At 72.8% G+C, this 20515-nt stretch carries 21 protein-coding genes; 9 read left to right on the top strand and 12 right to left on the bottom strand.

Going from position 1 to position 20515, the window contains the following annotated elements:
• Positions 1–63 precede the first annotated feature (63 nt).
• The 4 genes from ACFYYN_RS10775 to ACFYYN_RS10760 all read left to right on the top strand — a co-directional run bounded on the left by ACFYYN_RS10775 (position 64) and on the right by ACFYYN_RS10760 (position 5089).
• Positions 64–801 carry a TerB family tellurite resistance protein gene (locus tag ACFYYN_RS10775; protein ID WP_500436874.1) on the top strand — a complete coding sequence of 246 codons (738 nt, stop codon included), beginning with the start codon at positions 64–66 and terminating at the stop codon, positions 799–801.
• A gap of 166 nt (positions 802–967) precedes the next feature.
• Positions 968–3067: an MMPL family transporter gene (locus ACFYYN_RS10770; RefSeq protein WP_500545492.1), complete on the top strand. Its 2100-nt coding sequence runs from the start codon at positions 968–970 to the stop codon at positions 3065–3067.
• Between the two features lie 55 nt (positions 3068–3122).
• The gene (locus ACFYYN_RS10765) at positions 3123–4403 is read left to right on the top strand and encodes a sensor histidine kinase (protein ID WP_500545471.1); all 1281 of its coding nucleotides are present in this window, start codon (positions 3123–3125) and stop codon (positions 4401–4403) included.
• A 50-nt stretch (positions 4404–4453) separates the two neighbouring features.
• Positions 4454–5089 carry a response regulator gene (locus ACFYYN_RS10760; protein ID WP_500323063.1) on the top strand — a complete coding sequence of 212 codons (636 nt, stop codon included), beginning with the start codon at positions 4454–4456 and terminating at the stop codon, positions 5087–5089.
• Here the strand turns inward: ACFYYN_RS10760 and ACFYYN_RS10755 are convergent.
• Together ACFYYN_RS10755 and ACFYYN_RS10750 are read right to left on the bottom strand one after the other, a co-directional pair.
• Positions 5079–5378: a hypothetical protein gene (locus tag ACFYYN_RS10755; RefSeq protein ID WP_500545470.1), complete on the bottom strand. Its 300-nt coding sequence runs from the start codon at positions 5376–5378 to the stop codon at positions 5079–5081. The two genes, ACFYYN_RS10760 and ACFYYN_RS10755, sit on opposite strands and share 11 nt — an antisense overlap.
• On the bottom strand, positions 5378–5740 hold the full coding sequence (locus ACFYYN_RS10750) for a DUF1304 domain-containing protein (RefSeq protein ID WP_500323019.1): 363 nt from the start codon (positions 5738–5740) through the stop codon (positions 5378–5380). Before ACFYYN_RS10750 ends, ACFYYN_RS10755 begins: the two co-directional genes overlap by 1 nt.
• A 56-nt stretch (positions 5741–5796) precedes the next feature.
• Between ACFYYN_RS10750 and recO the strand changes: the two genes are divergently transcribed.
• Together recO and ACFYYN_RS10740 are read left to right on the top strand one after the other, a co-directional pair.
• Positions 5797–6543: a DNA repair protein RecO gene (recO, locus tag ACFYYN_RS10745; RefSeq protein ID WP_499511800.1), complete on the top strand. Its 747-nt coding sequence runs from the start codon at positions 5797–5799 to the stop codon at positions 6541–6543.
• A gap of 61 nt (positions 6544–6604) precedes the next feature.
• Positions 6605–7444 carry an isoprenyl transferase gene (locus tag ACFYYN_RS10740; RefSeq protein WP_500545469.1) on the top strand — a complete coding sequence of 280 codons (840 nt, stop codon included), beginning with the start codon at positions 6605–6607 and terminating at the stop codon, positions 7442–7444.
• Positions 7445–7516: 72 nt separating this feature from the next.
• On the opposite strand, the gene ACFYYN_RS10735 is transcribed toward ACFYYN_RS10740, so the two are convergent.
• The 4 genes from ACFYYN_RS10735 to ACFYYN_RS10720 are packed head-to-tail and all read right to left on the bottom strand — an operon-like array spanning position 7517 to position 10661.
• On the bottom strand, positions 7517–7942 hold the full coding sequence (locus ACFYYN_RS10735; protein ID WP_500545468.1) for a Fur family transcriptional regulator: 426 nt from the start codon (positions 7940–7942) through the stop codon (positions 7517–7519).
• Positions 7943–7994: 52 nt separating this feature from the next.
• On the bottom strand, positions 7995–8888 hold the full coding sequence (locus ACFYYN_RS10730; RefSeq protein ID WP_499511797.1) for a metal ABC transporter permease: 894 nt from the start codon (positions 8886–8888) through the stop codon (positions 7995–7997).
• Positions 8888–9649: a metal ABC transporter ATP-binding protein gene (locus tag ACFYYN_RS10725; protein ID WP_500545467.1), complete on the bottom strand. Its 762-nt coding sequence runs from the start codon at positions 9647–9649 to the stop codon at positions 8888–8890. Before ACFYYN_RS10725 ends, ACFYYN_RS10730 begins: the two co-directional genes overlap by 1 nt.
• Before the next feature lie 34 nt (positions 9650–9683).
• Positions 9684–10661 (bottom strand): metal ABC transporter solute-binding protein, Zn/Mn family, encoded by a 978-nt coding sequence (locus tag ACFYYN_RS10720; RefSeq protein ID WP_500545466.1) that lies wholly within the window; start codon positions 10659–10661, stop codon positions 9684–9686.
• Positions 10662–10843: 182 nt separating this feature from the next.
• On the opposite strand from ACFYYN_RS10720, the gene ACFYYN_RS10715 reads away from it, so the two are divergent.
• Complete coding sequence (locus tag ACFYYN_RS10715) at positions 10844–12226, top strand: glycine--tRNA ligase (RefSeq protein WP_500323025.1); 1383 nt, start codon at positions 10844–10846, stop codon at positions 12224–12226.
• A gap of 87 nt (positions 12227–12313) precedes the next feature.
• On the opposite strand, the gene ACFYYN_RS10710 is transcribed toward ACFYYN_RS10715, so the two are convergent.
• The 3 genes from ACFYYN_RS10710 to ACFYYN_RS10700 all read right to left on the bottom strand — a co-directional run bounded on the left by ACFYYN_RS10710 (position 12314) and on the right by ACFYYN_RS10700 (position 15435).
• Positions 12314–12898, bottom strand: coding sequence for a TetR/AcrR family transcriptional regulator (locus tag ACFYYN_RS10710; protein WP_500545465.1), 585 nt, complete (start codon positions 12896–12898; stop codon positions 12314–12316).
• 34 nt (positions 12899–12932) lie between these two features.
• On the bottom strand, positions 12933–13943 hold the full coding sequence (locus tag ACFYYN_RS10705; protein WP_500545464.1) for an aldo/keto reductase: 1011 nt from the start codon (positions 13941–13943) through the stop codon (positions 12933–12935).
• Between the two features lie 139 nt (positions 13944–14082).
• Positions 14083–15435: an MFS transporter gene (locus ACFYYN_RS10700; protein WP_500545491.1), complete on the bottom strand. Its 1353-nt coding sequence runs from the start codon at positions 15433–15435 to the stop codon at positions 14083–14085.
• A 281-nt stretch (positions 15436–15716) separates the two neighbouring features.
• On the opposite strand from ACFYYN_RS10700, the gene ACFYYN_RS10695 reads away from it, so the two are divergent.
• Positions 15717–16583 carry a helix-turn-helix transcriptional regulator gene (locus ACFYYN_RS10695; protein ID WP_500545463.1) on the top strand — a complete coding sequence of 289 codons (867 nt, stop codon included), beginning with the start codon at positions 15717–15719 and terminating at the stop codon, positions 16581–16583.
• On the opposite strand, the gene ybiA is transcribed toward ACFYYN_RS10695, so the two are convergent.
• The 3 genes from ybiA to ACFYYN_RS10680 are packed head-to-tail and all read right to left on the bottom strand — an operon-like array spanning position 16564 to position 19033.
• On the bottom strand, positions 16564–17151 hold the full coding sequence (gene ybiA / locus ACFYYN_RS10690; protein ID WP_500545462.1) for a riboflavin biosynthesis intermediates N-glycosidase: 588 nt from the start codon (positions 17149–17151) through the stop codon (positions 16564–16566). The genes ACFYYN_RS10695 and ybiA overlap by 20 nt on opposite strands.
• Positions 17152–17201: 50 nt before the next feature.
• On the bottom strand, positions 17202–17624 hold the full coding sequence (locus tag ACFYYN_RS10685; RefSeq protein ID WP_500323027.1) for a MarR family winged helix-turn-helix transcriptional regulator: 423 nt from the start codon (positions 17622–17624) through the stop codon (positions 17202–17204).
• Positions 17621–19033, bottom strand: coding sequence for an MFS transporter (locus ACFYYN_RS10680; RefSeq protein WP_500545461.1), 1413 nt, complete (start codon positions 19031–19033; stop codon positions 17621–17623). Before ACFYYN_RS10680 ends, ACFYYN_RS10685 begins: the two co-directional genes overlap by 4 nt.
• A gap of 108 nt (positions 19034–19141) precedes the next feature.
• On the opposite strand from ACFYYN_RS10680, the gene dusB reads away from it, so the two are divergent.
• Positions 19142–20290, top strand: coding sequence for a tRNA dihydrouridine synthase DusB (gene dusB / locus ACFYYN_RS10675; protein ID WP_500545460.1), 1149 nt, complete (start codon positions 19142–19144; stop codon positions 20288–20290).
• The last annotated feature ends 225 nt before the right edge of the window (positions 20291–20515 follow it).

The raw sequence follows: 20515 nt of genomic DNA, 5'->3' as shown, positions 1-20515 counted from the left end.
GCGCCGTTGCCGGAGCGTTACCCACGCGTACGGCGCGTAAAGGGACGAACCGGTGTAATCGGGATGGCGGCCGGAGGGTGCGAAGTGCTCCACATCAAGGGCTTGTGCATCTTGGGCGTGCGGACGGTCTGGCACACCGAAGGTGACGGGGAGTTCTTCTGCGCCGGCTGCGGCGGCGACCGCGGCTACCGGCGGCGCACCGGCACCCGGCGGCTGACCCTGCTGGGCCTGCCCCTTCTGCCGCGCGGCTCGGCCGGCACGGTCGTGGAGTGCGTGGTGTGCCGCGCCCACCGCGGCCCCGAGGTCCTGGAGCAGCCCACCACCACCGTCTTCTCCGCCATGCTCCGCGATGCCGTCCACACCGTCGCCCTCGCCGTGCTCACCGCGGGCGGCGCCATGGGGCGCGGCGCCCGCGAGGCCGCCGTCGGCGCGGTCCGCTCGGCCGGGTTCACCGACTGCACCGAGGACCAGCTGCTCGGCCTGCTCGCGGCGATCGTCGCCGACGAGGGCCGCTTCCCCGGCGCCTCCGACGCCCTGGACGCCGACGGGCTCGCGGACGCCCTCGACGGCTGCGGCAGCTGGCTGTCCATCGAGCTCCACGAGGCCCTGGGCCCCCTCTCCCGCCACCTCGCCCCCCAGGGCCGTGAGCACATCCTGGTCCAGGGCGCCCTTATCGCCCTCGCCGACGGCCCCTACCTGCCCGCCGAGCGGGAGGTCCTCGGCGCCGTCGGCCGCTGCCTCGGCCTCGTCGGCGAGGACACCGAACGCATCCTGGAGGCCGCGGCCCGCACGCCGTCCTGACGGGCCGCCCCTGATCGCCACCGCCGGGCGTACTCCCCGGGGAGTAACAGGGCCCGCACCGCACCCCGGGCAGTAACGCCGGCCTCGGTCCCGGGCCCGACGAAAAGGCGCCCCCGCACCGGAAGTCTGGAGAGGACCAGACCACCGGCCCGGAGGGAGGCCCATGATGGGGGCCCCGACCACTGAGACCACACCGGCCGCCGCGCCGCCGCCGACCCGAGGACGGGGGAGGAACCGGGGCGCCCGCGCGATCCCGTGGGCGGTGCTCGCGCTGTGGATCGCCGTGCTGGCGCTGGCCGGCCCGCTGGCCGGCAAGCTCGCCGACGCGCAGCAGAATCGGGCCGTGGACTACCTCCCGGTGAGCGCCGACTCCACGCAGGTCGCCCGGCTCCAGGACGCGCTGCCCGGCGGCGAGGCCACCGAACTCGTGGTCGTCTACCACCGCGACGGCGGGCTGACCGCTGCCGACCGCGACAAGGCCGCCGCCCAGATCGCCGGCATCGCGCGGGCGCACCGGCTCACCGGCGGCACGCCGCACGCCGTCCTGTCGCACGGCGACACACTGATGTACCCCGTGGCGAGCACCGAGCCCGGCCAGGACGACGCGGCCAGGAACGCCTTCGTCACCGACGTCCGCGACCGGGCCGAGGGCGGCGACGGGCTGACCGCCCACGTGGGCGGCCCCGGCGCGCTCAACACCGACATGAAGGAGGTCTACTCCTCCCTCGACGGGCCGTTGCTGTGGACCACGGTGGCCGTCGTCGCCGTCCTGCTGATCCTCATCTACCGCAGCCCGCTGCTGTGGTTGCTGCCCCTGCTCGTCGCGGGCGTGGCCGACGCCGCCGCGATGGCCGGGGTCTACGGACTCCACCAGGCCTTCGGCATCACCGTCACCGGCCAGAGCCAGGGCGTGATGACCATCCTGGTCTTCGGCGCCGGCACCGACTACGCACTGCTGCTCGTCTCCCGCTACCGCGAGGAACTCCGGCGCGTGCCGCGCCCGTACGACGCCATGCGCGCCGCGCTGCGCGGCTGCGGGCCCGCGATCCTGGCCTCCTCCGCGACGGTGGCCGCAGGCCTGCTGTGCCTGCTCGCCGCCGACCTCAACAGCAGCCGGGGCATGGGCCCGATCGCCGCGGTCGGCGTGCTGTGCGCGCTGGTCGCCATGACGACCCTGCTGCCCGCGCTGCTGGTGCTGCTGGGCCGCCGGGTCTTCTGGCCGCTGGTGCCCGCGTACGGCAGTGAAGTGCCGCGCCCGCGCGGCCTGTTCGCGGCGATGGGCGGCTCGGCGGCGCGCCGTCCGGCGGCCGTGCTCGCGGGCGGCGCGGTGCTGCTCGGTGCGCTCGCGCTCGGGACCCTGGCCCTGCCCGGCAGTCTGCGGAACGACGACGCCTTCACCAGCGCGCCGGAGTCGGTCGCCGCGATGCGCATCCTCGCCGAGGCCGACCCCGGCCGCTCCGCCCAGCCGATCACCGTCATGGCGCCCACCGGACGGGCCGGTGAGGTGCTGGCCGCGGTCCGGGGCACCGAAGGCGTCGCGTCCGCCGAACGCGGGCGCAGCGGCGGCGGCTGGACGGAGGTGTCGGTGACCGCCACGGCGCCGCCCGAGTCGGCCGGCGAGACCGCGACCATCCACGCCCTGCGCGCGGAGCTGGACGGCCCCTACGGCGCCCACGTCGGCGGGCCCGGCGCCCAGCAGGCGGACCTGGCCGCCACCAGTTCCCGCGACCGCCGGGTCGTCGTGCCGCTCGTCCTGGCCGCCGTGCTGCTGATCCTCGTCGCGCTGCTGCGCAGCCTGGTCGCGCCGCTGCTGCTCGTGGTGGCCGTGATCGCGGTGTGGGGCGCCGCGCTGGGCATCGGCGGGCTGGTCTTCGGGCCGCTGTTCGGCTTCGAGGGCACGGACCCGGGACTGCCGCTGCTGTCCTTCGTCTTCCTCGTGGCGCTCGGCGTCGACTACGGCATCTTCCTCATGCACCGGATGCGCGAGGAGTCGCTGGCGGGGGCCGCGCCGGCCGCCGCGGCCGTCACCGCGCTGCGGACGACGGGCGGGGTGATCGCCTCGGCCGGGCTGGTGCTGGCGGCCACGTTCTCGGTCCTGGTCAACATGCCGCTGGTGTCGCTGGTCGAGATGGGCTTCGTCATCGCCGTGGGCGTCCTGCTGGACACCTTCCTCGTCCGCACCTACCTGGTCACCTCCGCGAGCGTGGCGCTGCGCGAGCGGGTCTGGTGGCCGGGCCGGCTGAGCCGGCCGCGCACGGGCCCGTGAACCGGCCCGCGAACCGGTCTGTCACGCCGCCGACCCCGTAACGGAAGATGGAGCCGTGCCGAAGCCGCCGCCCCTCCCGCCCGCCGTCCGCGCGCACAAGGACGCCGCCCTCGCCCTGGGCGTGCTCGCGCTCCAGAGCGCCATGGGCGCCCTCCTGCCGTCCGGACAGGGGCACCGCCCGGACGCGGCGGGCTGGGCGCTGCTGGTGGTCACCGCGCTGGTGCTGGCCGCCCGGCGGCGGTGGCCGATGACCGTGATGCTCGTCACGGTCACGGCCGTCGCCCCGTACCACGCCATGGACAACCTCCACCTGGCCGTGGTTCCGGCCAGCATGGTGGCGATCTACTCGCTCGCGGTCGCCGGGCCGCCGCCGCGGACGTACCTCACCGTGGCGGCGGTCGTCGCGATCATGGTCGGGGTGATGTCGGCGACACCCGACCGGCACGCGGCGACCGACATGCTGCGCAGCGGCGGCTGGGTGGTGGCGGTGGCACTGACCGGCGAGGCGGTCCGCATCCACCGCAAGTACGTGGCCGCCATCGTCGGGCGCGCCGAACGCGCCGAACGCACCCGCGAGGAGGAGGCGGCCCGGCGCGTCGCCGAGGAGCGGCTGCGGATCGCCCGGGACCTGCACGACCTGCTCGCCCACAGCATCACCCTCATCGGCGTGCAGACCTCGGTCGCGGCGCACGTCCTGCTCGCCGACCCCGAGCGGCTGGACCGCACGGCCGTCGCCGGCGCCCTCGACAGCATCGCCGGCACCTGCCGCGACGCCCGCGCCGAACTGCGCGCGACCCTCCAGGTGCTGCGCGGCGACGACGAGCGCGGCCCGCTGCCGGGCCTGGCGGCCGTGGCCGACCTGGCCCGCTCCGCCGAGGCCGCCGGTGCCCGGGTGGAGCTGGCCGTCGCGGCCGGCGCCGACGGGGTGCCCCCGGCGATCGGGGCGGCCGCCTACCGCATCGTGCAGGAGGCCCTCACCAACGCCGTACGTCACGCCGGGGGCACCTCGGTCCGGGTCGGGGTGGAACTCGGCACCGACCCGGACCGAGGCACCGCCCTGCGGATCGCCGTCACCGACGACGGCCCCTGTCCGGGGGCGGAGGCCGAGCACGAACCGGACCGCCCCGACGCCCGATGGCGGCCCTGGCGCGCCGTGGCACCCCCGAGGCCCCCCGCGGACGCCGGCCCGGCGGAGACCGTACCCGCCGCCGGCTACGGCCTCATCGGCATGCGCGAGCGCGCCCGCAGCGTCGGCGGCACGCTGACCGCCGGACCCCGGCCCGAGGGCGGTTTCCAGGTGGCCGCCGTTCTGCCGTTCGCGGGGGGCCCGGCGTGATCCGCGTCCTGCTCGCCGACGACCAGACCCTGGTCCGTGAGGCCTTCGCGATGCTCGTCGAGTCCGCCCCCGACATGCAGGTCGTCGGGCACGCGGCCACCGGGCGGGAAGCCGTGGCGGCGGCCCGCGCCGGCCGTGCCGACGTGGTGATCATGGACATCCGCATGCCGGACCTCGACGGCATCGAGGCCACCCGGCTGATCGCCGCCGACGACGACCTGGCCGGGGTCCGGGTGCTGGTGCTCACCACGTACGACAGCGACGACCACGTCGTCCCCGCCCTGCGCGCCGGGGCCAGCGGCTTCCTCGTCAAGGACACCCGCCCCGCCGAACTCCTCGACGCCATCCGCACGGTCGCCGCGGGCGAGGCGCTGCTCTCGCCGGGGCCGACCGCGCGGCTCATCGCCCGGGTGCTGCGCCTCCCGGAGGGCCCGCCGCCGGGCGGGCCGGCCCCGGAACGCCTCGCCGCGCTGTCCGCACGGGAGCGGCAGGTGCTCACCCTCGTCGCGCGGGGCCTGAACAACACGGAGGTCGCCGAGGCGCTGGGCCTCAGCCCGCTCACCGCCAAGACGCACGTCAGCCGGATCATGGGCAAGCTCGGCGCCCGCGACCGCGCGCAGCTGGTGATCGCGGCCTACGAGTCGGGGCTGGTCGCGCCCGGCGGGACGGCGGGGCTCAGCGGCTGACCGCCCAGAGCAGGATCGCGGCGGCGACGGCGAAGCAGGCGAGCACGGTCCACACCGTCGCGCCCAGCGTCCGTGTGTCCGCGGCCATCGCCGGCGCCCCGCCGGCTCCGTGGGCCTGCGACAGGTGGGCCAGCGCCTTGCCCCTGGCGCCGCCCCCGGTGATCTGCTCGCGCCACGCGCAGTGCCGGCACTCGAGCATCCGCCGCCCGCGGTTCGCGTAGCCGTACAGCACCTCCAGGGCGGTGCCGTCGGGGCCGGTCGCGGTGATGTGGTGGGTGACGGAGTCCATCAGCGGGCCACCAGCACCAGGGCAAGGGCGACGAGGGCCGGCACGGTCTGCACGAAGAGGATGCGGCGGCTCGCGGTCGCGGCGCCGTACAGCCCGGCGACCGCCACGCAGATGAGGAAGAACACCGTGGCCTGGAAGCCCACCGGGTCGGCGGCCACGGCGCCCCACACCAGCCCGGCGGCGAGGAAACCGTTGTAGAGCCCCTGGTTGGCCGCGAGTGCCTTGCTCGCCTGCGCGAACTCCGCGGTGGTCCCGAAGGCTCCCCTGGCGCGGGGGGTGGTCCACAGGAACATCTCCAGGACCAGGATGTAGAGGTGGAGGGCCGCTATGAGCAGCACGGCGACGGTCGCTGTGATCGACATGGGCCGTAGCGTACGACCCGGGCCGGTCCGGTCGCCGCGTACGGAACAATGGGCGCATGAGTCTGTTCCGCGACGACGGCATCGTGCTGCGCACCCAGAAGCTGGGCGAGGCGGACCGGATCATCACCCTGCTCACCCGCCGGCACGGCCGGGTGCGGGCGGTGGCCCGCGGCGTGCGGCGGACGAAGTCCAAGTTCGGGGCGCGGCTGGAACCGTTCTCCCACGTGGACGTGCAGCTCTTCGCGCGCGGGGGCGAGCTGATCGGCCGCGGTCTGCCGCTGTGCACCCAGGGTGAGACGATCGCCCCCTACGGCAGCCGCATCGTCACCGACTACGCCCGCTACACCGCGGGCACGGCGATGCTGGAGACCGCCGAGCGCTTCACCGACCACGAGGGCGAACCGGCGGTGCAGCAGTACCTGCTGCTGGTCGGCGGCCTGCGCACGCTCGCCGACGGTGAGCACGACCCGCGGCTGGTGCTCGACGCCTTCCTGCTGCGCTCGCTGGCGGTCAACGGCTACGCGCCCAGCTTCGGGGACTGCGCGAAGTGCGGGATGCCGGGCCCGAATCGGTTCTTTTCGGTCGGCGCGGGAGGAGTCGTATGCGGCGAGTGCCGCCCGGCCGGAAGCGTCGTACCCTCACTGGAGTCACTGGAACTCCTCGGCGCGTTGCTCGGAGGGGACTGGGAGACCGCCGACGCGTGCGAACCGCGCCACTGCCGGGAGGGCAGCGGACTGGTCGCGGCGTATCTGCAGTGGCATCTGGAGCGCGGCTTGCGCAGTCTGCGTTTCATCGAGAAGTAGCGGTACCCGGCGGGCCCCGGCAGCACCAACTCGTGAGGCACAGGAAGTGGAGAGCAAGGTCATGGCAGTACGCGGGATTCTGAGCCGTCCCCGGCGCGAGTACCGGGCTCCCGACCCGCACCCGTCCGGCGCGCAGCCCCCGAAGATCCCAGGTGAGCTGGTCCCCCAGCACGTGGCCATCGTGATGGACGGCAACGGCCGCTGGGCCAAGGAGCGCGGCCTGCCCCGCACCGAGGGGCACAAGGTCGGCGAGACCGTCGTGCTGGACGTCCTCAAGGGCTGCCTGGAGCTGGGGGTCAAGAACCTCTCCCTGTACGCCTTCTCGACGGAGAACTGGAAGCGCTCGCCCGACGAGGTCCGCTTCCTGATGAACTTCAACCGGGACGTCATCCACCGCCGCCGCGACGAGATGCACGAGATGGGCATCCGCATCCGCTGGGCCGGGCGCATGCCCCGGCTGTGGAAGTCGGTCGTCAAGGAGCTCCAGGTCGCGGAGGAGATGACCCGCGACAACGACGCCATGACGCTGTACATGTGCGTCAACTACGGCGGCCGCGCCGAGATCGCCGACGCGGCGGCGCGCCTGGCCGAGGACATAAAGGCGGGTCGCCTCGATCCCTCCAAGGTCAACGAGAAGACCCTCGCCAAGTACATGTACCACCCGGACATGCCGGACGTGGACCTGTTCGTCCGCCCCTCCGGCGAGCAGCGCACCTCCAACTTCCTGATCTGGCAGTCCGCCTACGCCGAGATGGTCTTCCAGGACGTCCTCTGGCCGGACTTCGACCGCCGCGACCTGTGGCGCGCGTGCCTGGAGTACGCCTCCCGCGACCGCCGTTTCGGCGGCGCGCTGCCCAACGAGCAGCAGCCGGCGGCGGAGAGCGACGCGGACACGCGGTAGTCGGCAGTCACCCCGCGGTCGTCCACGGACGACCGCGGGGCGGTACGAGCACGACGGCGGGCGGGGCCCGGTTCAGTTCACGGCGGGGCCGCCGCAGCCGGCGCAGTCGGCGCAGGTCCCGAAGATCTCCACGGTGTGGGCGACGTCGACGAAGCCGTGCTCCTCGGCGATGGTGTCGGCCCACTTCTCGACCGCGGGGCCCTCGACCTCGACCGCCTTGCCGCAGACGCGGCAGACCAGGTGGTGGTGGTGACCGCTGCTGCAGCGCCGGTAGACGGACTCGCCCTCCCCGGTGCGCAGGACGTCGATCTCGCCGGCGTCGGCGAGGGACTGCAGCGTGCGGTAGACCGTGGTGAGGCCGACCGAGTCACCCCGGTGCTTGAGGAGGTCGTGCAGTTCCTGGGCGCTGCGGAACTCGTCGACCTCGGCGAGGGCCGCGGCGACGGCGGCACGCTGCCGGGTCGATCGTCCGCGGACGGGGGGCTTGGCGGTCGTCACCGGTGGCCTCCTACTCGGTCGGTTCGGTCGGTCATTCTGCCAGGCCTGGAGCTCATACCCGGACGTCGTCCTCGGTGGGACGCGCCGCGGGTACCTCCAGGGTGCACCGTGTCCCGTCCTCCGCGGCACGGCGTGCACGCTTTTTCGCCAGCGGCGCGGCCAGCAGCGTCAGTGTGACGAAGACACCGATGGCCAGCAGCACGATGGTCGCTCCGGAGGGCACGTCGGCGTAGTACGAGGTGACCGTGCCGGAGAAGGCGACCGCCACGCCGATCACGACCGACAGCGCGAAGGCCGTGGCGAAGCTGCGGGCGATCTGCTGGGAGGCGGCGACCGGGATCACCATCAGCGCGCTGACCAGCAGCAGTCCGACGACCCGCATGGCGACCGTGACCGTGACCGCCGCGGTGACGGCGACCAGCAGGTTGAGCAGCCGCACCGGCAGACCGGTCACCCGGGCGAACTCCTCGTCCTGGGAGACCGCGAACAGCTGCCGCCGCAGGCCCACGGTGACCAGCACCACGAAGCCGGCCAGCAGGCAGATCGCGGTGATGTCCTCGGGGGAGACGGTGGTGATGGAGCCGAACAGGTAGGTGAGCAGGTTGGCGTTGGAGCCGTTCGGCGCGAGCGAGGTGAACAGCACGCCGGCCGCCATGCCGCCGTAGAAGAGCATGGCGAGCGCGATGTCGCCGCGCGTCCTGCCGTACCAGCGGATGAGTTCCATGACGATCGCGCCCGCGACCGACACGGCCGTCGCCATCCACACCGGGTTGGTGCTGAGCAGGAAGCCGAGGCCGACACCGGTGAGGGCGACGTGGCCGATGCCGTCGCCCATGAGGGCCTGGCGGCGCTGGACGAGGTAGATGCCGATCGCGGGGGCGGTGATGCCGACGAGGACGGCGGCGATCAGCGCCCGCTGCATGAAGGCGTAGGAGAACAGCTCCATCAGAACAGCCCCGTCCGGATCGGCTCGGCCACGTGGCCGGCGTGCGGGTGGACATGGTCATGGCCGGGCAGCGCGTGCTGCCCCTGGGCCTTCGGCGGGGGCCCGTCGTGGACGACGCAGCCGTCGCGCAGCACCACCGCACGGTCGATCAGCGGCTCCAGCGGACCGAGTTCGTGCAGGACCAGGAGCACGGTGGTGCCCAGCGAGACCTGTTCGCGCAGCGTCCCGGCGAGCACCTCCTGGCTGGCGAGGTCGACGCCCGCCATCGGCTCGTCCATGATCAGCAGTTCGGGCTCGACGGACAGCGCGCGGGCGATGAGCACCCGCTGGTGCTGGCCGCCGGAGAGCGCCTCGACCGGATCGCCGGCCCGGTCGGCCATCCCGACCAGCTCCAGGGCGCGTTCCACGGCCCGGCGGTCCGCCTTGCGGGGCAGGCCCAGCCTCGTACGGGCCAGCCGCCCTGCGGAGACGACCTCGCGCACGGTGGCGGGGACGCCGGAGGCCGCCGTGGTGCGCTGCGGCACGTAGCCGATCCGGGCCCAGTCGCGGAACCGGTTCAGCGGGGTGCCGAAGAGCTCCAGTCCGCCCGCGGTGAGCGGCACCTGGCCGACCACGGCGCGGATCGCGGTGGACTTGCCCGAGCCGTTGGCGCCGAGCAGCGCGACGACCTCCCCGCGCCGCACGGTCAGGTCGACGCCGCGCAGCACCGGCCGTGAGCCGAGGGAGGCGGTCGCCCCCCGCATCGATATGACCGTGTCCATTCCAGCCTCCGTACCGGGCTCCGTCATCGTTGCCTCACTTCGCGCCGAGCGCCGAGCGCAGGGCCTGAAGGTTGCTGTGCTGGACCTCGAAGTAGTCGCGGCCCGCGGACTTGTTGGTGATGCCCTCGATGGGGTCGAGCACCGCGGTCCTCAGGCCGAGGTCGCCCGCGAGGGTCCTGGCGGTCCGGTCGCTGGCGAGCGTCTCGAAGAATACGGTGCTGACGCCGTTGTCCTCGGCGAGGGTGTGCAGCGTCTTCATCCGGGCGGCGCTGGGCTCGGACTCCGGGTCGATGCCGCTGATCGCCTCCTCGACCAGCCCGTAGCGCTCGGCGAGGTAGCCGAAGGCCGCGTGGGTGGTGATGAAGGTGTCCGAGGTGCGGTTCTCCAGCCCGTCCCGGAAGTCGGTGTTCAGCGCGTCGAGCTTCTTCACCAGCGCGGCGGTGTTCTTCCCGTAGGTCGCCGCGTGGTCCGGGTCGGCCTTGGCGAGGGCCTTGCCGACGCCTTCGGCGACCTGGGCGTAGCGGACCGGGTCGAGCCAGATGTGCGGGTCGGCGCCCGCTCCCCTGGCCTCCGGCATGGGGGACCCCACCTCGTCCTCGTGCCCGGTGTGGTTGTCCCCGGTGCTGTGGTCGTGGCCGTCGACCTCGGTGCCGTGGTCCTCCAGCGGGGTCAGCGCGGCGGCGTCGACGGTGTTCGCCACGCCGGACTGGGCTATGGCGTCGTCGACGGCGGGCTGCAGGCCCTTGAGGTAGACGATGACGTCCGACTCGCCGAGCTCGCCGGTCTGCCGGGGGGTGAGCTCCAGGTCGTGCGGTTCGGTCCCGGGCTTGGTCAGTCCGGTCACGTCGACGTGCCCGCCGCCGATCTGCTCGGCCAGGAACTGCATAGGGTAGAAGGAGGCGGTGACCTTGAGCCTGCCGTCCGCCCCGCCCCCGCCCGCGGTGGAACAGGCGGAGAGGGCGACCAGCCCGGCGACGGCGGTGAGGGGGACCAGGGCACGACCTATGTTCATGACACCCATTTTCAACAAAAATGGAAACGATTGTCAATTGGCTTGGTTGCCGGACCCGGCGCCCCCGGACTGCGGAACCGATTTGATACGGGCCCCGCACCCGCCGGTAATCTGAGGTATTCGCCGGACCGCACGCGACCCGGCGGATCCCACCGACCGCTTCGTCGTCTGAAGAGAGCACCGTGGCCGCCGACAAGATCGACACCATCGTCAGCCTGAGCAAGCGCCGTGGCTTCGTTTTCCCCTGCAGCGAGATCTACGGCGGCCAGAAGGCCGCCTGGGACTACGGGCCGCTGGGCGTCGAACTGAAGGAGAACATCAAGCGCCAGTGGTGGCGTGCGATGGTCACCTCCCGGGAGGACGTGGTCGGCCTCGACTCCTCGGTGATCCTGGCCCGCGAGGTCTGGGAGGCCTCCGGTCACGTCGCCACGTTCACCGACCCGCTCACCGAGTGCACCTCCTGTCACAAGCGTTACCGCGCCGACCACCTGGAGGAGGCGTACGAGGCCAAGCACGGCCACCTGCCGGCCAACGGCCTGGCCGACCTCAACTGCCCCAACTGCGGCAACAAGGGCACCTTCACCGAGCCCAAGCAGTTCTCCGGGCTGCTGTCCACCCACCTGGGCCCGACCCAGGACTCGGGCGCCGTGGCCTACCTGCGCCCGGAGACGGCGCAGGGCATCTTCACCAACTTCTCCCAGGTGCAGACGACCTCGCGCCGCAAGCCGCCGTTCGGCATCGCCCAGACCGGCAAGTCCTTCCGCAACGAGATCACGCCCGGCAACTTCATCTTCCGGACCCGCGAGTTCGAGCAGATGGAGATGGAGTTCTTCGTCAAGCCGGGCGAGGACGAGACCTGGCACGAGTACTGGATGCAGCAGCGCTGGGACTGGTACCGGGGCCTCGGCATGCGCGAGGAGAACATGCGCTGGTACGAGCACGCCAAGGAGAAGCTGTCCCACTACTCCAAGCGCACCGTCGACATCGAGTACCGCTTCAACTTCGGCGGCACCGAGTACTCCGAGCTCGAGGGCATCGCCAACCGCACGGACTACGACCTCAAGGCCCACAGCCAGGCCAGCGGCCAGGACCTGTCGTACTTCGACCAGGAGGCCGGTGAGCGCTACTTCCCGTACGTCATCGAGCCCGCGGCGGGTCTCAACCGCGCCATGCTCGCCTTCATGCTCGACGCGTACAACGAGGACGAGGCCCCGAACGCCAAGGGCGTGATGGAGAAGCGCACCGTCATGCGCCTCGACCCGCGCCTGGCGCCGGTCAAGGTCGCCGTCCTGCCGCTGTCGCGCAACCCGCAGCTCTCGCCGAAGGCCAAGGGCCTCGCGGCCGACCTGCGCCGCCACTGGAACATCGAGTTCGACGACGCCGGTGCCATCGGCCGCCGCTACCGCCGTCAGGACGAGATCGGCACCCCGTTCTGCGTGACCGTCGACTTCGACACGCTCGAGGACAACGCGGTCACCGTGCGCGAGCGCGACACCATGAAGCAGGAGCGCGTCTCGCTCGACCAGGTCGAGGCCTACCTCGGCGGCCGGCTGCTCGGCTGCTAGGTCCGGACCCGGACCCACGCGAAAGGCGCCCGGTCACCCCCGAGAGGGGTGGCCGGGCGCCTTCGTGCGTCCGCGGGGGTCGTGTGCTCAGGCCCCCAGGCCGCGCAGGATCAGGTCGTTGACCGCGGAGAACGCGGTGTCGATGCCCGGGGCGAACCACTCGGCGGCGTACGCCGGGTCGTGGAAGCGGACGGTGGCGTCCCACACCGCCTGCGCCGCGGCGTCGGGGTCACCGGCGGCGAACTCGCCGGCGGTCACGCCGTCCCGGACGATCCGCGCGAGGAGCCCGACCATGACGGCGACGTGCTGGGCGACCACCGAGCTGTGCTCGACGGTGAGCGCCATGTACGTGGCGAACAGCTCGGGGTCGCCACCCGCCTTGCGCCGCTTGGCCGCGAACAGCGCCTCCAGCCAGGCGCGCAGCCGCTGCGGCCCCGGGCGGCCGTCGTCCTGCGCTATCGCCGTCAGCTCCGCGTGCGCCTGGTCCAGCCACCGCTGGGTGACCGCCTCCCGCAGCGCGGCCTTGGTGCGGAAGTGCCGGTAGACGCTGCCGTGGCTGACCCCGAGGGCGCGCGCCACGTCGACCACGGTCGCCTTGGCCGGGCCGTAACGGCGCAGCACCTCCTCCGTGGTCTCCAGGATGCGTTCGGCGGTCAGCGTCTCGGGTGGCATGGTCGTCATTCTCCCAGGGCCGGGCGGGTGCCTGTCAGTGCCGCTGCTCACTGTCCAGGTGCGCCATCTGGGACTCCGGGTAACGCTCGCCGGCGGCCGTGTCGGCCGGGACCGCGGTCTCGATCGCCGCCAGGTCGGCCGCGTCGAGGGTCACGTCCAGCGCGCCCAGGGCCTCGGCCAGCCGCTCGCGGGTGCGGGCGCCGACCAGCGGGACGATGTCCTCGCCCCGGGCCAGCACCCAGGCGATGGCGGTCTGGGCGACGGTGACGCCCTTCTGCTCCGCGATCTTGCGCAGCGCCTCCACCAGCCCGAGGTTGTGCTCCAGGTTCTCGCCCCGGAAGCGGGGGCTCATCGCGCGGAAGTCGTTGCCGGCCAGCTGCCGGTCACGGGTGAAGTGGCCGCTGATCAGACCGCGGGACAGCACGCCGTACGCCGTGACGCCGATGCCCAGCTCGCGGGCGGTGGGCAGGATCTCGTCCTCGATGCCGCGGGAGATCAGCGAGTACTCGATCTGCAGGTCACTGATCGGGGCCACGGCCGCGGCCCGGCGCAGGGTGGCGGCGCCGACCTCGGACAGGCCGATGTGGCGCACGTGACCGGCCTGGACGAGCTCCGCGATGGCGCCGACGGTCTCCTCGATCGGGACGGCGGGGTCGACCCGGGCGATGCGGTAGACGTCGATGTGGTCGGTGCCCAGGCGCTGCAGCGAGTACGAGGCGAAGTTCCTGACGGCCTGGGGGCGGCCGTCGTAGCCCAGCCACGTGCCGTCGGGGCCGCGCAGGGCGCCGAACTTGACGCTGATCAGCGCCTTCTCGCGGTCGGCCGGGGAGGCCGCGCGCAGGGCCTCGCCGATGAGCATCTCGTTGTGGCCCATGCCGTAGAAGTCGCCGGTGTCGATCAGCGTGACGCCCGCGTCGAGGGCGGCGTGGATCGTGGCGATCGACTCGCCGCGGTCGGCCTCGCCGTAGAGGGCGGACATGCCCATGGCGCCGAGGCCGAGCGCGGAGACGGTGGGGCCGGTGGAACCGAGGGTGCGGTTCTGCAAGGGGACTCCTTGGTCGGGATGAGGAGGTCGTGCGGGGATGCTGACAACAGTGACACATGCACTGACAGATTTCAATATCTGTCAGTGCATGACTGTCACGCGACCTCTTCGCTACGGGGCGGTCCGGCCCCGCGGCCCCTCAGGCCACCTGGCGCGGCAGGCGCAGGCTGGCGAACGCCGTCACGACCACCGCCGCGAGCTGCACGACCAGCACCGTGACCAGGGCCTCCCGCGTCCCGTGCGAGGGGACCAGGGCGAGGAAGAGCGTGCCGAGGGTGGCCACGCCCAGGGCCAGTGCCGACTGCTGGGTGGTGACCATGACCCCGCTGCCCACGCCGGCCCGCTCGGCCGGTACGTCCGCGAGCACCAGCCGGAACAGCACCGGCAGTTGCAGCCCCTGGCCGAGGCCGGCGATCGCCACACCCGGCAGCAGGGCCCACGCCGTCATCCCGGGCTCCCAGCTGCGGGCCACGGTCAGCGCCAGCACCGCGACGCCGACGCCCTGCAGGACGCCCCCCGCGGTGACCACGCGCCCGCCGTACCGGCCCACCAGGCGTGGCCCGGCCAGCGAGGCCAGGAAGAACGCCACGGCCATCGGAACGAGCGTGGTGCCCGCCTCCACCGGTCCGTACCGCAGGCCCTGCTGCAGGGCGACCGCGATCACGAACATGAAGCCGCCGAAGCCGATGGAGAACGGCACCAGCAGCGGCAGTGCCCGCCGCATCCCGGTGAGCGCGAACAGGCTCGGCGGCACGAGCGGGATCCGCCCGGCCCGGTCGGCCCGCCGCTCGACCAGGAAGAACGCCAGGGCCGCGAACGGGAAGACGGCCAGCGACACCCACGTCCACACGGGCCAGCCGGCCGCCCGGCCCTCGGTCAGCGGCACCAGCAGGGTCACCAGCGACACCGCCAGCAGCAGGGTGCCCGGCCGGTCGACCGGCGCGGGGCGGTCGGAACGGGTCTCCGGCACCGAGCGCACCGCGAGCAGCAGCCCGGCCGCCGCGACCGGCACGTTGACCAGGAAGACCGCGCGCCAGCCGGTGCCCGCGATGTCCGCGGCGACCAGGACGCCGCCGAGGATCTGGCCCGCGACCATGGACAGGCCCGCGGTCGCGCCGTACAGGCTCAGCGCCTTGGCCCTGCGGTGGCCGGTGGTCGCGGAGTGGATGGTGGCCAGTACCTGGGGCAGCATCAGCGCGGCCGCCCCGCCCTGCGCGACGCGGGCGCCCACCAGCACCCAGGCGTCGGGCGCCAGGCCGCAGGCGAGCGAGGTCAGGCCGAAGGCCGCCATGCCGGCGAGGAAGAGCCGGCGGCGGCCGAAGGAGTCGCCGAGCCGGCCGCCGAGCACCAGCAGCACGGCGTACGCCACGCCGTAGCCGGCCACGACCAGCTCCAGCACGGCGGCCCCCGCGTCGAGGTCGGTCTCGATGGCGGGCAGGGCGACGTTGACGATGAAGAAGTCGATGAGCGGCAGCGCAGCGCCCAGCAGCACGGTGAACAGGCCCAGCGGGCCGAGCGCCGGCGCGGTGGGGCCGGGCGGTGCCTCGGCGGCCGGTGGCGTGGTTCTCGCGGCCGGTGCCGGGCCGCCGGTGCCGACCCGGATGACCCGGGGGCGTACCTGAGCACGGGAACGGAGGTCGGCGGAGACGGGAGCTTCGATGTGATCGGTCACGTATGCCACGATGACCTTGTTCCCAGGGGGGTACCAGAGAGCGTTTATCCAGGTATCGCGACCACCTGGCAATGGTTTGGGACGTCAGGCACTCTGGAGGTATGACGTCTCCCAGCGCCGCCGCGCGGAGCGAGCTCGCTTCCTTCCTCCGCAGCCGCCGCGAACGGATCTCCCCCGAGCAGGTCGGACTCCCGCCCGGCCGCCGCCGCCGCACCCCCGGGCTGCGGCGCGAGGAGGTGGCGCAGCTGGCCGCGGTAGGGGTGACCTGGTACACCTGGCTCGAGCAGGCCCGGGAGATCCAGATCTCCGCCCAGGTGGCCGACTCCATCGCCCGGGCCCTGATGCTGGACCCGAACGAGCGCACCCACCTCTTCCTGCTCGCCGGGGTGCCCGACCCCAACCCGCGCGCCCAGTGCCCGGGGATGTCGGACCAGATCCGGGAGATGCTGGCGAAGCTGGAGCCGCTGCCGGCCGCGGTCCTCAACAGCCGTACCGACGTCATCGCCCACAACCGCACCTACGCGCGGCTGGTCGACGACCTCGACCGGCTCCCGTTCGAGGACCGCAACATCATGTGGCTGGTCTTCACCGACCCCGCCTGGCGCGAGGGACTGCCGGACTGGCACGAGACCAGCCGGCAGCTGGTCGCCAAGTACCGTGCGGCGATGGCCGAGCATCTCGCGGAGCCCGCGTGGAAGTCCCTGGTCAAGCGGCTGGAGCAGGCCTCCCCGGAGTTCTGCGAGCTGTGGGAGCGGCATGAGGTGCAGGAACCGGAGAACCGCACCAAGCGCTTCCTCAACCCCCGGGTCGGTCTGCTGACCTTCCATTTCACGCACCTGTGGCTCGGTCCCAGCCAGGGCCCCCGGCTGGTCACCTACTCCCCGGCGGACGCCGCCACCCGCGAACGGCTGGACCGGCTGTACGAGATCGCCAGGTCCGCGCCCAGCGCTATGCCGATGCCGGTGTGAGCAGCCGCTGCCGCGCCTCCATCAGGGCGAAGCCCAGCAGGTTCAGGCCACGCCACCGCACGGGATGGGCGGCGTGCTCGTCGTCGGCGGCCAGGCCGATGCCCCATATCCGGTCCACGGGGCTGGCCTCCACCAGCACGCGCGAGCCGGTACCCAGCAGGTAGTCCCGCAGGGCCGGGTCCTGGCCGAACTTGGCGACGTTGCCCGCCACGACCAGTTCCTCGCGGTGCCGCTCCCAGGTCGCGTTGTCGAAGCCGCGCACCTGCCGTCCCAGCTTCTTCGCGGCCTGCGGGTGCGGGGCCGCGAGGATCCCGGCGAGGGTCCGGTCGTCGTCGAAGAGCCGGGCCTTGCCGGCCATCATCCAGTGCTCCGCCGTGGCGTAGCCGATGCCGTCGACGGTGAACTCCGAGGGCCACCACTGGCTCAGGCAGCCCGCGCCCACGCTGCCGTCGCGCTGCGGCTGATGACCCCAGAAGAACAGGTACTTCGTCCGGACGCCACGCGCGGTCAGTGCCGTCAGCTCAGCCCGCGAACGGGCGTCGCGGGGCTCGGTGATCTGCGTCGTCATGTCACCGACCGTAGCGCCGGGCACCGACAACGGCCTCAGGTTTTCCCGGCTCACCCCGGGGCCGACCCCAGCAGCTTGGTCACCACCCGGTCCAGCGCCGCGAGTTCCTCCGCGTCCAGCTCCACCAGGCCCGGTGGGGGAGTGCCCAGGATGCGGTCGGCCTCCTGCGCCGCCGCGGCGCCGTCGGGTGTGACGCTCAGGAGCTTGCGGCGCCGGTCGCGTGGGTGCGGTGTGCGTTCCACCAGGCCGCGCCGGACGAGGTCGTCGACGACCAGCGTGACGTAGGGGCGGTCCGTCATGAGGTCGGCGGCGAGGTCGCCCGGCGTCACGGGGGCCGTCGCGATCCTGCGCAGCGCCTTGACGCGGAAGAAGCTCATGCCGAGGGCGTCGGCGACCTCGCGGCGCCGTTCGTTGCGTTCGAGGACGAGGGTGCGCAGGTCGCGCCACACCCGGGTGGCCGTCGCCTCGTTCACCGGGCGCCCACCGGCTCGCGGGCGGCGTCCGCGCTGAGCCGCTTCGCGGCGCGTTCCGCGGTGCCCGCCGCCCAGTGGCCCGAGGTCAGCCACCCCAGCGCCAGGATCGCCACACCGCAGCCCGTGATGATCCACCACGCCGTGAGGTCGAGCCCGGCGGCGAGCGCGGCGCCGATGACGGCCACGCCCAGGGACTGCCCGACCTGCCGGCTGGTGGAGGCCACCGCCGCGGCGACCCCGGCCTGGGTCCGCGGCATGCCGGAGACGGCGGTGTTGGTGATCGGGGCGTTGACGAAGCCGAAGCCGATGCCGAACAGGACGTACGCGGTGAACAGCTTCGCGTCCGAGGCGGTCGCGTCCAGCGCGGCGAACATCACGCCGCTCGCCGAGGTGGCCAGGCCCGCCAGCAGCAGCGGCAACCGCGGGCCGCGGCTGCCGACCATGCGCCCGGACAGCGGGGCGCAGACCAGGGCCATGGCCGCCATCGGCAGCAGGTGCAGACCGGCGTCCAGGGCGGACATGCCGCGCTGGTCCTGCAGGTACAGGGTGTTGAGGAAGAGGAAGCCGGCGAGGGCCGCGAAGGCGCTCACCGCTATCACCGTCGCCCCGCTGAAGGGCGCGCTGCGGAAGAAGCGCGGATCGATCAGCGGTTCCCTGCGCCGCCGTTCGTACGGGACCAGGGCCGCCGCGGAGCACAGGGCGAGCACGAGGCAGCCGACGATGACCGGGGAGCCCCAGCCCGCCGCAGGCGCCTCGATGATGGCGTAGGTCAGCGAGCCGAGCAGCGCGATGACCATCAGCTGTCCGACCGGGTCGATCCGGCGTGGCCGGGGGGCACGGGACTCGGGCACGTACAGCGCGGTGAGCACCAGGGCGAGCAGGCCGATGGGCAGGTTGATCCAGAACACCGAGCGCCAGCCGACCGACTCCACCAGCGCGCCGCCGATGATCGGCCCGGCGGCCATGCTGATGCCGACGACGCCGCCCCACGCCCCGATCGCCCGCGCGCGCTCGCGCGGATCGGTGAAGACGTTGGTGATGATCGACATCGCGACGGGGTTGAGCATCGAGCCGCCGACCGCCTGCAGCATGCGGAAGACCACCAGCCACTCCAGACTGGGGGCGATGCTGCACAGCCCGGAGGCCACGGTGAAGATCACCAGGCCGACGCGGAAGATCCGGCGGCGGCCGATCCGGTCGGCGGTCGAGCCGGAGAGCATGAGCAGCGATGCCAGCACGAGCGTGTAGGCGTCGATGGTCCACTGCAGTCCGGAGATGGAGGTGTGCAGGTCCCGGCGCATGGCGGGCAGCGCGACGTTGAGGATGGTGTTGTCGAGACTGACGATCAGCAGGCTCATGCAGCAGACGGCCAGCACCAGCAGACGTCTGCGCCGGCTCAGCTCGGGCATCGGCCGTTCCCGTCTCCGTGGTCGGTGCGATCGGTGGATTGATTGTACCTGTGTAACCATTTCACGCTACACCCAATCCCTCCCGGGTGATACGGGAGAATGGTCCGCATGACTGCTGACGCCACCGCTCCCGCACTCCGCATCGGCCCGCACACCGTGTGGCCCCCGGTGGTGCTGGCACCGATGGCCGGGATCACCAACGCGCCGTTCCGCACGCTGTGCCGCGAGTTCTCCGGCGGCAAGGGACTCTTCGTCTCGGAGATGATCACCACCCGGGCCCTGGTCGAGCGCAACGACAAGACCATGCAGCTGATCCACTTCGACGGCACCGAAAAGCCGCGTTCGATCCAGCTGTACGGGGTGGACCCGGTCACCGTCGGCAAGGCGGTCCGGATGATCGTCGACGAGGACCTCGCCGACCACATCGACCTGAACTTCGGCTGCCCGGTCCCCAAGGTGACCCGCAAGGGCGGCGGCTCGGCCCTGCCCTACAAGCGCAACCTGCTCCGCTCGATCCTGCGCGAGGCGGTCGGCAACGCGGGCGACCTGCCGGTCACCATCAAGATGCGCAAGGGCATCGACGACGACCACACCACCTACCTGGACGCCGGCCGGATCGCCGTCGAGGAGGGCGTCACCGCCGTCGCGCTGCACGGCAGGACCGCCGCCCAGCACTACGGCGGCACGGCCGACTGGGAGGCGATCGCCCGCCTCAAGGAGCACGTCCCGGAGATCCCGGTGCTCGGCAACGGCGACATCTGGAGCGCGGCGGACTCGGTCCGGATGATGCGGGAGACCGGTTGCGACGGTGTCGTCGTCGGCCGCGGCTGCCTCGGCCGCCCGTGGCTCTTCGGCGACCTCGTGGCCGCCTTCGAGGGCGGCGGCGCCCCCGCCGCCCCGACGCTGCGCGAGGTCGCCGGCGTCATGCGGCGGCACGCCGGGCTGCTGGGGGAGTGGCTGGGCGACGAGGAGCGCGGCGTCATCGACTTCCGCAAGCACGTGGCCTGGTACACCAAGGGCTTCTCGGTCGGCTCGGAGATGCGCCGCAAGCTCGCGATGACCTCCTCCCTCGCCGAGCTCGACGCCCACCTCGCCGACCTCGACCTGGACCAGGAATGGCCGGATGGCGCCGAGGGGCCGCGCGGCCGGACGGCCGGGAGCAAGCGCGTGGTGCTCCCGGACGGCTGGCTGGAGGACCCGTACGACTGCTCGGTGGTCGTCGGCGCCGACGCCGAGCTGGACACTTCGGGCGGCTGAGGACGTTTCGGCGGTCCGCGGGGACGTCCGGACTGTAAGACGAACCGCGGGCAGAGCGAGTGATTCTCGCCACGCCTGATAAGGGTGTCGCTCAAATGAGCAGCCCGAGTGTCATCACACCTCTCCAATGAGTGGCACTGAGTGTCATCGTTGTCGTGGCCACATGGTCAAGTCATCCCTCACGTGGAGTGACCGGCTCCGAGTGTGGCGATCACGTGGCGAGAG

The sequence above is a fragment of the Streptomyces sp. NPDC001902 genome, from assembly GCF_042891295.1.
Taxonomy (GTDB): Bacteria; Actinomycetota; Actinomycetes; order Streptomycetales; family Streptomycetaceae; genus Actinacidiphila.
The sequence above is the reverse complement of the archived record's forward strand: the minus strand, read 5'-3'. Positions and strand labels throughout refer to the sequence as shown.

Coding starts and splice junctions, on each gene's coding strand:
- dusB (WP_500545460.1), top strand. CDS start 19,142: ATGACTGCTGACGCCACCGCTCCCGCACTCCGCATCGGCCCGCACACC.
- ACFYYN_RS10760 (WP_500323063.1), top strand. CDS start 4,454: ATGCTCGTCGAGTCCGCCCCCGACATGCAGGTCGTCGGGCACGCGGCC.
- ACFYYN_RS10680 (WP_500545461.1), bottom strand. CDS start 19,033: ATGCCCGAGCTGAGCCGGCGCAGACGTCTGCTGGTGCTGGCCGTCTGC.
- ACFYYN_RS10740 (WP_500545469.1), top strand. CDS start 6,605: ATGGCAGTACGCGGGATTCTGAGCCGTCCCCGGCGCGAGTACCGGGCT.
- ybiA (WP_500545462.1), bottom strand. CDS start 17,151: ATGACGACGCAGATCACCGAGCCCCGCGACGCCCGTTCGCGGGCTGAG.
- ACFYYN_RS10710 (WP_500545465.1), bottom strand. CDS start 12,898: ATGCCACCCGAGACGCTGACCGCCGAACGCATCCTGGAGACCACGGAG.
- ACFYYN_RS10775 (WP_500436874.1), top strand. CDS start 64: ATGGCGGCCGGAGGGTGCGAAGTGCTCCACATCAAGGGCTTGTGCATC.
- ACFYYN_RS10725 (WP_500545467.1), bottom strand. CDS start 9,649: ATGGACACGGTCATATCGATGCGGGGGGCGACCGCCTCCCTCGGCTCA.
- ACFYYN_RS10720 (WP_500545466.1), bottom strand. CDS start 10,661: ATGAACATAGGTCGTGCCCTGGTCCCCCTCACCGCCGTCGCCGGGCTG.
- ACFYYN_RS10755 (WP_500545470.1), bottom strand. CDS start 5,378: ATGGACTCCGTCACCCACCACATCACCGCGACCGGCCCCGACGGCACC.
- recO (WP_499511800.1), top strand. CDS start 5,797: ATGAGTCTGTTCCGCGACGACGGCATCGTGCTGCGCACCCAGAAGCTG.
- ACFYYN_RS10730 (WP_499511797.1), bottom strand. CDS start 8,888: ATGGAGCTGTTCTCCTACGCCTTCATGCAGCGGGCGCTGATCGCCGCC.
- ACFYYN_RS10695 (WP_500545463.1), top strand. CDS start 15,717: ATGACGTCTCCCAGCGCCGCCGCGCGGAGCGAGCTCGCTTCCTTCCTC.
- ACFYYN_RS10750 (WP_500323019.1), bottom strand. CDS start 5,740: ATGTCGATCACAGCGACCGTCGCCGTGCTGCTCATAGCGGCCCTCCAC.
- ACFYYN_RS10770 (WP_500545492.1), top strand. CDS start 968: ATGGGGGCCCCGACCACTGAGACCACACCGGCCGCCGCGCCGCCGCCG.